Source organism: Amycolatopsis bullii, from assembly GCF_014654205.1.
GTDB lineage: Bacteria > Actinomycetota > Actinomycetes > Mycobacteriales > Pseudonocardiaceae > Amycolatopsis > Amycolatopsis plumensis.
In genome coordinates this window covers 65,639-78,357 of record NZ_BNAW01000047.1, presented here as the reverse complement: position 1 = coordinate 78,357, position 12,719 = coordinate 65,639, and the positions used below count along the sequence as shown (strand labels likewise).

The window sequence follows — 12,719 nt, the reverse complement described above, 5'->3', positions numbered from 1 at the left end:
CCGCGTGCTCGGGCAGGCCCGGGCCGCGGCGAGCGGACCGGTCCCGGCCGGGATGCTGGCGGGCGGCGTCCTGCTCGGCGGGGCGGCGGCCGCGGTCGCGCTGGGCGGCTGGGCGATGTACCCGGACGAGGAGATCAGCGCGGCGCTGACGCCGCCGGTGACGTCCTACGGGGGCGGGGGCTCGTCCGGATCGTCGTGCAGCAGCGGCTCGTCGTGCTCGAGTTCGTCGTGCAGCAGCGGCTCTTCGTGCGGTTCGTCGTGCGGCGGCGGGGGTTGCGGTGGGTGAGCTCGGGATCGGGATCGGCTGGCGGCACGAGCTCGACCTGTCCATCGCGCGGCTGCCGGGCGTGGACTGGGTCGAGGTCGTCGCCGAGAACCTGCACGCCGACCACCTGCCGGATACGCTGGTGGCGCTGCGCAAGCGGGGCCTGCCGGTGCTGCCGCACGCGGTTTCGCTCTCCCTCGGCGGCGCCGAGCCCCTGGACACCGGCCGCGTCCAGCACCTCGCGGAGATCGCGCGGGCCCTGGACGCGCCGCTGGTCAGCGACCACGTGTGCTTCGTGCGCGCGGGCGGGCTCGACTCGGGCCACCTGATGCCGCTCCCCCGCACCCGGGAGGCCCTGGACGTGCTGGTGGCGAACGTCCGGCTGGCCCAGTCCATCGTGGACGTGCCACTGGCGCTGGAGAACATCGCCGCGGTGCTCGACTGGCCGGACGCCGAGCTGACCGAGGAGCAGTTCCTCACCGAGCTGACCGAGCGGACGGACTGCCGGCTGATCATCGACGTGGCGAACCTGTACGCCAACGCGCGCAACATCGGCACGGACCCGGTGTCGTTCCTGGACGGCATCCCCTGGGAGAGGTTGGCGTACGTCCACATGGCGGGCGGCATCGAGCGCGACGGCGTCTACCACGACACGCACGCGCACCCGGTGCTGCCGGAGGTGCTGGCGTTGTTGACGGAGTTGCGCCGCCGCACGGACCCACCGGGCGTGCTGCTGGAGCGCGACGACGACTACCCGACGGACGCCGAGCTGGCGGCGGAGCTTTCGGCGCTGCGGGCGGCGGTGACGACGTGAGCCGGGAGGACCTGGCCGCGCGCCAGGCACAGCTGTTGCACGCATTGCTGGCCGACGGCCCGGCACCGGCGGGCTTCGACCCGGCCCGGTTGCGGGTGGAGGCGACCGTGCTGCGGCGGAAGCACGGCCGGGTGCTCGCTTACCAGCGGCCCGAGCTGGCGGAGGCACTGGGCGAGCGGTACGGGCCGCTGTTCGCGGAGTTCAGCGCTGGGCGGCCGAAGAAGGCGGCGGAGCGCTCGGGGGCGTACGCGGACGAGTTCGTGGCTTGGCTGATCGAGGGTGGGCATTTGCCGAAGCCGAAGCGCCGGCTGGTCGACCGCTTGCGGCGCCGGTGATCCGGGGGTTTTGGGTCGGGTAGCGGCTGGGTGATCGTGGCTGTGGCTGCTGGTCGTCCACAAGCTTGGCGGGGTGTGGACAACCAGGGTCTGATCAGCGGTTTTGTCGGCGGTCGCCGGTAGACCGGAACTGGGACCGGCCCCCTGGGGTGGGTGGGTTCTGTGTCGGAGGGCGGCACCCCACTCAGGTGCCTCACCCGACCCGAACGGGAAGCCGACGGCCGGACCTGCACCCCACCCAGACCTCCCTCGCCACCCCGATCCGAAGCCAGAACACGGCCGGCAGTGCCGGGTCAAGGCACGCTTTCCCGCCTTGACGCGGTACTGCCGGCCGTAGTCACAATCGCGGCTTCGGGGTGGTGGGCACCCGAGCCACCGGCAGGCCAAGGCGAGTTGACAGCGGCTGGTCCCCACGGCCGCAACTGCCGATCATCCACAAGCTCGCCGGGGTGTGGACAACCAGGCTCTGACCAGCAATTTCGTCGGCCACGACCGGTAGACTGGAACTGGGACCGGCCCCCTTGGGGAGGGCGGGTCCTGTGTCGGGGCGGCGGGGTGTGGACAACCGAGCTCTGCCCAGGCTTTTCATCGGGCGCCTCCAGCAGACGACCACCGGACCGGCCCCAAGGGAGGGCGGTCCTGCGTCAGGACGGACCCCAAATCCCGGCACCGGGCCCTGCGTCAGGGCGAACCCCAAGTCTCGACAACCGGGCCCTGCGTCAAGACGAACCCCAAGTCTCGACAACCGAGTCCCGCGTCAGGGCGTCCAGGTCGGTTTGTCGACACCCGGGAGCCGCGTCCCGAACTCCCAATAAGGCTCCGCACCCGGCAACCCGCCCGCCATCCGGACCCGAGTCAACCGGCCATACCCGCTGTCCACTTCCTCCAGCAAATCCCCGAAGTCGACGTCGATGGCCGCAGGATCCTTGCGTCCCAAGGAATCCAGCCAGTGGCCGGTCCCCGCCAGCGACAGCCGCGCCCGCCACGTGCCGCCATCGGTCACCTGGCGCCGCAGGGCCGTCATCACCGCCGCCGCCGTGAGCCAGCCGGTCGCATGGTCCAGGGCCTGGACCGGCAGCGGCGACGGCTCGTCCGAGCCGAAAGCCAGGCCGCTCGACATCTGGACCAGGCTGTCGAACCCGCGCCGCCGAGCCCACGGGCCCTCCCAGCCGTACGCGCTCAGGTCCGCGATCACCAGCCCCGGCCGCAGCGAAGCCAGCTCCTCGGGACCGAAACCGATGCGCTCCAGCGCCCCCGGCCGGAACGACTGGACCAGCACGTCGGCCCGGCTGATCAGCTTCTTCAGCCGCGCCCGGCCGCCCTCGGTGTCCAGGGCCACGAACGCCGAACGCTTGCCCTGGTTCGTGTCGCGCACCAGCGCCTCGACCCGCGGCAGGTGCGCCGCCCCGATGTGCAGGACGTCCGCTCCGTGCGCCGCCAGGACCCGGCCGGCCACCGGGCCCGCCAGCACGTGGGTCAGCTCCAGGACCCGGATGCCGCCCAGCGGCCGGTCCGAGTAGAACAACGTCCGCTTCGGCGCGTCCGCGATCGGAGAAAGCGAGACCAGCGGCAACGACGCCACCGCCGCGCCCTGCGGATGCTCCGCCCAGTCCGACGGCGACCGCAGCTCGGCGGCCGCTCCCCCGGCGGTGACCACGGCGTGCTCCACCTCGCGCGCCGAACGCCCGGCGACCGCCTTCTCGACAGCCTCGCGCGCCCCCGGCACACCCAGGCCCCAGCACACCGCCGCTTCGTGACGCGGGTAGTTGCAGTGCAGGCGCACCCAGCCGTCGGCCGCCCGGTAGTCGCCCGACAGCGGTGCCCAGACGGACTCCGCGCCGACGCCGTCCACGCGCAACAGCTGCTCGCTCCGGAACGCCGCCGCCGCGTGCCGCGTGTCCGCCGTGACCACGCCCGGCTCGATGTCCCGCACCCGGAGCATCTCCGCGGCCGCCAGGGTCGCCGCCGCGATCGACGCGGTGGCGGCCGCCGCCACCCGGTACGGGCCCGGCAGGACGTCCTCGGTGCCGGTCAGTTCGAAGGGTCCCGGCGAAGACTCCGTGAGGGCGTCCCAGACACCCGAAACGATGTCGCGCACTAGGGAAGCGCCGCGACGAGCTCGGCGGGCGGCACGCGGGTGCCGGTGTAGAACGGGATCTCTTCGCGCACGTGCAGCCGCGCTTCGGTGCCGCGCAGGTGCCGCATGAGGTCGACGATCCGGTGCAGCTCGTCGGCCTCGAAGGCGAGGATCCACTCGTAGTCGCCCAGTGCGAACGACGCGACGGTGTTCGCGCGGACGTCCGGGTAGTCGCGGGCTTCCTTGCCGTGGTCGGCGAGCATCTTGCGGCGGTCGGCGTCCGGCAGCAGGTACCACTCGTAGGACCGCACGAACGGGTAGACGCAGATGTACTTGCGCGCCTCTTCGCCGGCCAGGAAGGCCGGGATGTGGCTCTTGTTGAACTCGGCGGGCCGGTGCAGCGCGGTCTGGCTCCAGACCGGCGTCGACGCGCGGCCGAGCGGCGTCCGGCGGAACCCGGCGTAGGCGGCCTGGACCTGCTCGATCTCCTCGGCGTGCCACCAGATCATGAAGTCGGCGTCGGCGCGCAGCGCGGAGAGGTCGTAGACACCGCGGACGGTGACGCCCTTGGCCTCCAGGCCGTCCAGGTACTCCGCGGTCTCGCGGCCGGCGGTCCCGCGGTCCTCGCCCAGCCTGCCCGGCTCGATCCGGAAGACCGACCAGGTGGTGTAGCGGATGGTGTCGTTGAGCTCGTTGTAGTTGACCCGCGCCATGGGTCCATCCTGTCACCGCGGCGGACGCGCTGCCGCCACGGGTCAGGTGAGAGCACTCACGCGGTGAGGTGGGCCGCGATCCGCTGGGCCGCCGCTTCCCCCGTCGCGACACAGGCCGGCAGCCCGACGCCGTGCAGGGTCGCCCCGGCGATCGCCAGGCCCGGCACCGCCGCCACGGCCTTCTCGATCCGCTCGACCCGCTCCAGGTGCCCGGTGCCGTACTGCGGCAGCCCGCCACCCCACCGCGTCACCAGCGTCTCCACCGGCGCCGCCGTCACCCCCGTCAGCCGGGCGAGGTCGTCGCGGACCACGCGGACCAGCTCGACGTCGTCGAACTGCAGCGCACCCGGCTCGCCGAACCGGCCGACCGAGCCGCGGACCAGGACCGGGCCGGTGCCGTAGTGCGCCCACTTGCGCGAAGAGAACGTGAACGCCTTCGACGCGTACGGCTTGCCCGAAGCGTCGCTTTCGCCGGCGCCGATCAGGATCCCCGACGCCTCGGGCAGCGCGGTACCGGGCGGCAGCGCCAGCGCGACCACGGCCATCGACGCCAGTTCGACCTCGCCGAAGGCCGCCGAAGCGGCCGGGACGAGGTCGGCCAGGAGCCGGCGGGCCGAGGGCGCGGGCACGGCGAGCACCACCGCGTCGGCTTCGAAGGTGTTGTCCGCCGGCGCGTGCGCGGTCGGCGCCGCGCCGATGCGCAGCCGCCAGCCGGTGCCGTGCCGTCCGATCTCGCACACCGGCAGGCCGGTCCGCAGCTCGGCGCCGGACGCCGTGGTGAGCCGGTCGATCACCGCGCCGAGACCACCCGGGACGGTGCCGAACACCGGCGCCGCCGACGGGTTCGCCGGCAGCTGGGCGGCGGCCGCCGCGGTCAGCGAGCCCGCGCCGGACGCCAGCGCGGCGGCCAGGCCGGGCATGGTCGCGCGCAGGCCGAGACCGTCGGCCCCGCCCGCGTAGACGCCGCCGAGCAGCGGGTCGACCAGCCGATCCACCAGCTCGTCGCCGAAGCGCTCGCGCAGCAGCGGCCCCAGCGGCACGTCCCCGCCGGGCAGCCGCAGCTCGGGCAGCGACGGCTCGGCCTCGACGGCCTGCCGCCCCGCCTCGGAAAGCACCCCGGCCACCGACTCCGCGGACGCCGGAACACCCATCACCGTGCCGGGCGGCAGGCCGGTGACGGCGCCACCCGCGTGGATCTTCGCGCGGGCTTTCGTGGGATGGACGACGTCGAGCCCGAGTTCGCGAACCAGCGCGAGCATCTCGGGGCGGCGGACGAGGAACGCCTCGGCGCCGACGTCGTAGGGCACCCCGGCGAGCTCGGCGGTGCGCAGCTTCCCGCCCGGCGCCGTCGTCTTCTCGAAGACGGTGATCTCGGCGTCCGCCCCGAGCAGCCGCCGCAGCCGGTACGCCGCGGTCAGCCCGGAGACACCGCCGCCGACGACCGCGACGCGCTTCACAGCTCGTGCACCAGCCCGACCACCCGGGTCAGCACGTCGGGGTCGACACCGGGCAGCACGCCGTGGCCGAGGTTGAAGACGTGGCCGTCGGCCGCCTTGCCCTCTTCGACGATCCGGCGGACCTCGGCCTCGAGCACCGGCCAGGAGGCGTGCAGCAGCGCCGGGTCCAGGTTGCCCTGCACAGCGATTTTCTCGGGTGCGCGCCCACTGTGGCCCAGGCGCCGCACGGCTTCGTCGAGGGGGATCCGCCAGTCGACGCCGACGACGTCGGCGCCCGCGTCGCGCATCGCGGCCAGCAGCTCGCCGGTGCCGACGCCGAAGTGGATCCGCGGCACGCCGTGGTCCGCGACACCGGCGAGGACCTTCGCCGAGTGCGGCAGGACGAACTCGCGGTAGTCCCGCTCGGACAGCGCGCCGGCCCAGGAGTCGAACAGCTGGACCGCGTCGACGCCGGCGTCGAGCTGGGCGCGCAGGAACGTCAGGGCGACGTCGGCCAGCCGCCCGGCCAGCTGGTGCCACAGCTCGGGCTCGGAGTGCATGAGCGCCTTGGTGTGCTCGTGGTTGCGGCTCGGGCCGCCCTCGATGAGGTAGCTGGCCAGCGTGAACGGCGCACCCGCGAAGCCGATCAGCGGGGTCTCGCCGAGCCGCTCGACCAGCAGCCGGATGCCGTCGGCGACCTTCGAGACCTGCTCGGGCTCGAGCTCCGGCAGCGCCTTCACGGCGGCGAGGTCGCGCACCGGCGCGGCGGCCACCGGGCCGGTGCCGGGCACGATGTCGATGTCCACCCCGGCCGCCTTGAGCGGCACCACGATGTCGCTGAAGAGGATCGCCGCGTCGACGCCGTGGCGGCGGACCGGCTGCAGCGTGATCTCGGCGAGCATTTCCGGGTCGAAGCAGGCGTCGAGCATCGGCACGCCCTCGCGCAGCGCGCGGTACTCGGGCAGCGAGCGGCCGGCCTGGCGCATGAACCAGACGGGCGTGCGGGCCGGGCGTTCGCCGCGCGCGGCGGCCAGGAACGGGGCTTCGGGCAGTTCGCGGCGGCCGGACGGGGCGGCCTGGCGCGGCAGGGGCGTGGTCTGAGACATCGCCGTCAATCGTGCCACGAGCCCGAGCAGGCCGTTCCCTCGGCGCGCCTGCGCCCGCAACGGGCCGTGCCCGCCCTAAAGTCGAAGCGTGACCGCGATGACGCCAGTGCCCGAACTCTTCCGCGAAGCAGTCGCGGCGCTGCAGTCCGTCCGGCCCCGCCGGGAGGTGCTGCTGGAGCCGATGCGCGCCCCGCAGCGGCTCGCGCCGTGGTCGTACGCGGTCAGCTGTGAAGTGTCCGGGCCCGCCGACGTGCTCGCCTCGGGACGGCTGGTCCTGCTGCACGACCCGGACGGCCAGGACGGCTGGGACGGCGTGCTGCGCCTCGTCATGTACGTGCGCGCGGAGCTCGACCGGGAACTGGCGACCGACCCGTTCCTGCCGGCGGTCGGCTGGTCGTGGCTCACCGACGCGCTGGAGGTGTCCGGCGCGAGCTGGACGGCCCTCGGCGGCACGGTGACGGAGACGTCGTCGGCCCGCTTCGGCGACATCTCCGGGCCGGCCCGGACCGACGACCTGGAGCTGCGGGCGTCGTGGACGCCGACGGACGCGGGCCTGCTGCCCCACGGGCAGGCCTTCTGCCAGGTGATGGCGAGCGTCGTCGGCCTGCCGCCGGTCGGCGTGACCCTCTTCGAGCAGCGCCAGGGCTCCTGACCCACTCACGAGGGCGAGCGGCTGTCCGGGCGATCTTCGGCAACGAATCGGCAACGACGGCCCGCGCGCGGGCGTCCCGGACCCTCCGCCTGTACGGATGTGAGCAAAATTCACGTCCACTGAACGCCGTTCACCTCGTTATCGGGCCCTGAGTGGCCGCCAGCCGCCCGGAACAGGCCGGATGACCTCCGGGGACCGACGGAAGGCCCTCCAGGTCTGTGAGGCCGTTTCACGTCTCCTCGTTCGTGACGCCGCGCGGTCACGCACCGCGACAAGATCAAAACACTGGTCCGGCTGCCGCGATCACTCCCGAACGGACACGGACAGTCACAGTTCCCGGCTCCGGCGGGCGCTTCCGGCGCCTCGCGCCGGAGTTGATCACGCCCCGGCCGGAGCCACATTCCACGGCTCGGGGGAGCCCATCCGGCCCCTCGTCACTAGGCGCACCGGAAGCTGCACGCCTCATCTGCACGGCCATTTGGGCGCCGGTAACTCCTTTGCATCGTGTTCGCTGGGCTATCCGTTAGCAACCGGCCGTGTACTAGCCCGATCGTGTTACTACGAACCCACTGAGTGACTGTTCGTTTGAGATAGATACCCATTCGATCCCCCCGCAACGGCCTCAGGACGGCTACAGTGCCTTCGACGACACCACTTTCGGTCTAAAGCTGGCGCGGCTGAACGGCCGAAGGTCCCGGTGCCGGTCGGGGGGCACGACCGACTCCAGGGAGGTAGTGACGTGGCTACCGTCGGCATTTCTCAGGCCGTCCGATCCACGCCAGCCGGCGCGTTGCCGGCGAGCATGGTTCCGCACCCGCGGGAAGAGCTCTTTTCGGTACTGGTGGTCGATGACCACCCGCTGTTGAGGGAGGCAATCGCAGCAAGACTCGCACAGATGGGTGCGGGTACCGTCCACGAAGCCGCCACGGTGGCCGAGGCGAGGGCGCGAGCACAGGCCACCGGGCCTTGTGACCTGGCGATCCTCGATCTCGGACTGCCGGACGGCAGCGGCATCGAGCTGGTTACGGAACTCCGTAGCCACGGCTGGCCGCGCGTGGTGGTCCTCGCATCCTCGGACGACCCGTACGCGGTCCGCTCGGCCTTCCAGGCCGGGGCCCAGGCGTACCTGCTGAAGTCCGCGTCGCCGGTCGTGGTGACCGACGGCGTGCGGCGCGTGCTCGAGGGCGGCGTCTACGCCGACCCGAGCGTGGCTCCGGTGCTGGCCACCGGGACCCGCGTCGCGGGCACCGACAACACCCCGCGCGAGCTGTCCGCTCGTGAGGTGGAGGTGCTCCAGCTGGTCGCCGACGGGCAGTCCAACAAGGAGATCGGCGAGGAGCTTTCGCTCTCCGCCCTCACCGTCAAGTCCCACCTGTCCCGGATCGGGCGCAAGCTCGGCACGGGCGACCGGGCCCAGATGGTGGCGCTGGCCATGCGAGCCGGCGTGATCCGCTGACGCAAGCGAACAGCTCTGCGGGGCGGGCAGACCAGGCGCGGTATGCCCGTCCCGTAGGGTCGTCAACCATGGGAAGCACAGAGGCCGAGGACACCGGGATGGAGATCGAGTCCACGGGCGGCCCCGTGCTGCTACGCGAACCCGCCGAGGGCACGCCCCCGGTGATCACCGACCCCGCCGCGCTGGCCGACGCCTGCGCGAAGCTCGCGGCGGGCACCGGCGCGGTCGCCGTCGACACCGAACGCGCGTCCGGCTACCGCTACTGGCCCAAGGCCTACCTCGTGCAGCTGCGCCGCGAGGGTTCCGGCACGGTGCTGATCGACCCGATCGCACTGGCCGACGACCTCCAGCCGCTGCGCGACGTCCTCAACGACCTGGAGTGGGTGCTGCACGCCGCCTCCCAGGACCTCCCCTGCCTCGCCGAGCTGGGCCTGCGCCCGGCGGCGCTGTTCGACACCGAGCTGGCCGGCCGGCTGGCGGGCTACGAACGCGTCGCGCTGGGAACGCTCGTCGAGCTCCTGCTGGGGTACACCCTCGAGAAGGGCCACAGCGCGGCCGACTGGTCGAAGCGACCCCTGCCGGTCGACTGGCTGAACTACGCCGCCCTCGACGTCGAGCTGCTCGTCCAGCTGCGCGAAAAGCTGGAAGCGGAGCTGGGCGCCCAGGGCAAGCTGGAGTGGGCGCGGCAGGAGTTCGAGAACGTGCGGACGGCCCCGCCGCCGCCCCCGCGCGCCGAGCCGTGGCGCCGGACGTCCGGGGTGCACAAGATCCGCAGCCCGCGGGGGTTGGCGGCGGTCCGCGAGCTGTGGCAGGCGCGCGACGAGCTGGCCCGCAAGCGCGACCGCGCCCCGAGCCGGATCCTGCCGGACAGCGCCATCGTCAACGCCGTCACGGCCGACCCGAAGACGGTCGAGGAGCTGCAGGCGCTGCCGGTGTTCAGCGGCCGCGTCCAGCGCAAGTACACGGCGAACTGGCTGCGTCACCTGCAGGCGGCGAAGGCGCTGCCGGCTTCGGAGCTCCCGTCGCCGTCCCAGCCGACGGACGGTCCACCCCCGGTGAACCGCTGGGCGGACAAGGACCCGGACGCGGCGGCCCGCTTGTCGGCCGCGCGCGCGGCGCTGACGGCGATCGCGGAGGACCGGCGGCTCCCGGTGGAGAACCTGCTGCTGCCGGACCTGGTCCGCCGCACGTGCTGGCGCCCGCCGGCGGAGACGGACGAGGACGCGGTGGCTGAGGTCCTGCGCGCGGGCGGAGCCCGGCCCTGGCAGATCGAGCTGACCGTGGCGGCGCTGAGCAAGGCCCTGCAGGCCACGGCTTCTTCCTGACCGCCCGGCCCCAAGCGCCCCAATGTGGCCTTGGGTGCGTGTCACGCACCCAAGGTGGCCTTCGGTGCGCTAGACGCACCCAAGGCGGCCCTCGGTGCGTGTGACGCACCCAAGGCCGCCCTCGGTGCGTGTGACGCACCCAAGGCCGCCCTCGGTGCGTGTGACGCACCCAAGGCGGCCCTCGGTGCGCTAGACGCAACCAAGGCCGCCTTGGGGCGCTTGGGCCGGTCAGTCGGTAAGGGTCGCCAGGAGCCCGTGCGCCTCCGCGCGGAAGGAGTCCACCGGCTCGGTCCCCACCAGCCGGACCACGCCGTCGGCGCCCTCGCGCACGTGGGCCTCGACGTCCAGCGCCGGGTCGTCGCGGCGGATCACCGCGATGCTCTCCACCAACCCGAACACCAGGTCCGTCCGGATCCCGACCGCCGGGGGCTCCACGCCCGAAGCCGCCACCAGCCGGCCGTACGCCGCCTTCAGCTCGGCTCGCTCGATGCGGAAGCGGGCCAGGTTGGGCGACCCGACCTCGGGCAGCAGGTACAACGCGCCCAGGTTGTGCCGGGCGCCGCCCAGCAGGCCGATGTCCGCGTACGCCAGTGCCCACAACCGGACCGCCGCCGGGGCGTCGCCGGCCACCAGCCGGGCCGCCAGGGCCAGTGACGGGCGGACCGTCTCGGCCAGCAGCGCCGCGAGGATGTCTTCCTTCGCCGGGAAGTGGTAGTAGAGCGACGCCTGGCGCAAGCCCGCGCGTTCGGCGATCGCCCTCGTCGTCGTGGCCGCGTACCCGGCTCCGGTGAACAGCTCGCCCGCCGCCTCCAGCACCGCCTGGCGCGCGTCCGGGCGGTTCGCCGCCGCTCCGCTCGCCCTCGGCCTGCCCACTCCCGACCCTTTGACCACGGACGTGATCTTGCCAGGTCTCCGGCCGCAATACGCGCACGGAGGTGCGGTTACGCCCGGATGTCGTCATTGACGCCGTGTCGATCCCGGCGTTAACGGATTACTAACACAGCGGAGATCATCGCGTCGCGGCGGAAATCTAATTTCTGTCATGCGATCGAAACAAGGAGACCCCGCATGACGCCACCCGACGAACTCGCCTCCTTCGGTTACCGCCAAGAGCTCCGCCGGTCGCTGGGCGGGTTCTCCGCCTTCGCCGCCGGCTTTTCCTTCGTTTCCATCCTCACCACCGTTTTCCAGCTCTTCGGTTTCGGCTACACCTTCGGCGGCCCGCTCTTCTTCTGGACGTGGCCGGTCGTGCTCGCCGGCCAATTGCTCGTCGCCCTCAACTTCGCCGAGCTCGCCGCGCGCTATCCGCTGGCCGGATCCGTGTACCAGTGGGCGAAACAGCTCAGCAAGGGCTTTCTCGGGTGGCTCGCCGGCTGGATGATGCTGATCGGCTGCATCGTCGCCCTGGCCGCCGCGGCGATCGCGCTGCAGGTCGTGCTCCCGTCGGTGTGGGACGGCTTCCAGTTCGTCGGCGGCGACCCGTCCGTGACGTCGCCGACCGGCGCGGCCAACGCCGTCCTGCTCGGCACCGTGCTGCTCGTCTTCACCACCGCGGTCAACGCCGGCGGGGTCCGGCTGATGGCGCGGATCAACGACGTCGGCGTCGCGGCCGAACTCCTCGGCGTCGTCGTCCTCGTCACGGGGCTGCTCCTGTTCGCCGTCCGCGGCCCGCAGGTCGTGCTGCACGACGCACCCGGCACCAGTGCCGGAATCGGCGGCGTGCTCGCTTCGGCGCTCATGGCCGCGTACGTCCTCTACGGCTTCGACACCGCCGCTTCGGTCGCCGAAGAAACGAAGGACGCGCGCAGGACGGCGCCGCGGGCGGTGCTGCGAGCCGTGCTGGTTTCCGGGATCGGCGGGCTCGCGGTGGTCGTCACCGCGCTGATGGCCGCGCCGAGCCTCACCGACGGGCAGCTCGCCGGCAAGGGCCTGCCGTACGTGATCACCGCCGTCTTCGGCGACACCCTCGGCCGGGTCTTCCTCGCCGACGTCGCCGTCGCCGTCGTCGTCTGCACCCTGACCATCCAGACCGGCACCGTGCGGCTGATCTACGCGATGGCCCGCGACGGCGCGCTCCCCGCGTCCACCCGGCTCGCCGGGGTCAGCCCGCGCACCGGGACGCCGGTCGCGCCCGCGCTGCTGTCCGGCGCGCTCGCCATCGGCCTGCTGCTGCTCAACGTCGGCAACCCGACCCTGTTCAGCACGATCACCGGGACGTCGGTGGTGGTCGTTTATCTGGCCTACCTGCTGGTGACCGGACCGCTGCTGGTGAAACGGCTACGCGGGCAATTCCCCGCCGAGCCGGGCCGGTTTTCCCTCGGGCGCTGGGGCGTACCGCTGAATGGCGCAGCCGTCTTGTACGGAATTGCCATGATCGTGAACATCGGCTGGCCGCGCGCGGAGATTTACGATCTCGCCGGTTCGGGCTCCCCCTTGATGCTCTTGTTCCCGATAGAGTTCGTCGGCGGCGCACTGGTGATCGGCTGGCTCTGCTGGCTGCGGCTGCGCCCCGCTCCCGCCCTCGAACCCGCGACCTGAGA

11 protein-coding genes and 1 pseudogene are annotated in these 12,719 nt (G+C 72.7%); 7 read left to right on the top strand and 5 right to left on the bottom strand.

The window, feature by feature from the left end; genetic code table 11:
- The 3 genes and pseudogenes from IE317_RS35520 to IE317_RS35510 all read left to right on the top strand — a co-directional run.
- Positions 1-286 (top strand): annotated as a pseudogene (locus IE317_RS35520) (TIGR04222 domain-containing membrane protein); the annotation flags it as partial.
- Complete coding sequence (locus IE317_RS35515; RefSeq protein ID WP_191315746.1) at positions 279-1,079, top strand: DUF692 domain-containing protein; 801 nt, start codon at positions 279-281, stop codon at positions 1,077-1,079. The pseudogene IE317_RS35520 and the gene IE317_RS35515, both read left to right, overlap by 8 nt.
- On the top strand, positions 1,076-1,414 hold the full coding sequence (locus IE317_RS35510; RefSeq protein ID WP_191315745.1) for a hypothetical protein: 339 nt from the start codon (positions 1,076-1,078) through the stop codon (positions 1,412-1,414). The genes IE317_RS35515 and IE317_RS35510 overlap by 4 nt, the downstream gene beginning before the upstream one ends.
- Positions 1,415-2,171: 757 nt before the next feature.
- On the opposite strand, the gene IE317_RS35505 is transcribed toward IE317_RS35510, so the two are convergent.
- The 4 genes from IE317_RS35505 to hemE are packed head-to-tail and all read right to left on the bottom strand — an operon-like array spanning position 2,172 to position 6,746.
- Positions 2,172-3,512, bottom strand: a complete 1,341-nt coding sequence (locus IE317_RS35505) for a CoA transferase (RefSeq protein ID WP_191315744.1) — start codon at positions 3,510-3,512, stop codon at positions 2,172-2,174.
- Positions 3,512-4,204: a hydrogen peroxide-dependent heme synthase gene (hemQ, locus tag IE317_RS35500; protein ID WP_191315743.1), complete on the bottom strand. Its 693-nt coding sequence runs from the start codon at positions 4,202-4,204 to the stop codon at positions 3,512-3,514. Before hemQ ends, IE317_RS35505 begins: the two co-directional genes overlap by 1 nt.
- A gap of 56 nt (positions 4,205-4,260) precedes the next feature.
- Positions 4,261-5,661, bottom strand: a complete 1,401-nt coding sequence (hemG, locus tag IE317_RS35495; protein ID WP_191315742.1) for a protoporphyrinogen oxidase — start codon at positions 5,659-5,661, stop codon at positions 4,261-4,263.
- Positions 5,658-6,746: a uroporphyrinogen decarboxylase gene (hemE, locus tag IE317_RS35490; protein WP_191315741.1), complete on the bottom strand. Its 1,089-nt coding sequence runs from the start codon at positions 6,744-6,746 to the stop codon at positions 5,658-5,660. Before hemE ends, hemG begins: the two co-directional genes overlap by 4 nt.
- Before the next feature lie 88 nt (positions 6,747-6,834).
- Between hemE and IE317_RS35485 the strand changes: the two genes are divergently transcribed.
- From IE317_RS35485 to IE317_RS35475, 3 genes are all read left to right on the top strand, one after another.
- Positions 6,835-7,398: a DUF3000 domain-containing protein gene (locus IE317_RS35485; RefSeq protein ID WP_191315740.1), complete on the top strand. Its 564-nt coding sequence runs from the start codon at positions 6,835-6,837 to the stop codon at positions 7,396-7,398.
- A 739-nt stretch (positions 7,399-8,137) separates the two neighbouring features.
- Positions 8,138-8,854 (top strand): response regulator, encoded by a 717-nt coding sequence (locus IE317_RS35480; protein ID WP_033261886.1) that lies wholly within the window; start codon positions 8,138-8,140, stop codon positions 8,852-8,854.
- Between the two features lie 98 nt (positions 8,855-8,952).
- Positions 8,953-10,179 carry a ribonuclease D gene (locus tag IE317_RS35475; protein ID WP_191315750.1) on the top strand — a complete coding sequence of 409 codons (1,227 nt, stop codon included), beginning with the start codon at positions 8,953-8,955 and terminating at the stop codon, positions 10,177-10,179.
- 228 nt (positions 10,180-10,407) lie between these two features.
- On the opposite strand, the gene IE317_RS35470 is transcribed toward IE317_RS35475, so the two are convergent.
- Complete coding sequence (locus IE317_RS35470) at positions 10,408-11,052, bottom strand: TetR/AcrR family transcriptional regulator (RefSeq protein WP_229903070.1); 645 nt, start codon at positions 11,050-11,052, stop codon at positions 10,408-10,410.
- A gap of 195 nt (positions 11,053-11,247) precedes the next feature.
- Here IE317_RS35470 and IE317_RS35465 point away from each other — a divergent pair, with 195 nt between their 5' ends.
- A complete protein-coding gene (locus IE317_RS35465; RefSeq protein ID WP_191315738.1) occupies positions 11,248-12,717 on the top strand; it encodes an amino acid permease in 1,470 nt (489 codons plus the stop codon).
- Positions 12,718-12,719: the final 2 nt, after the last annotated feature.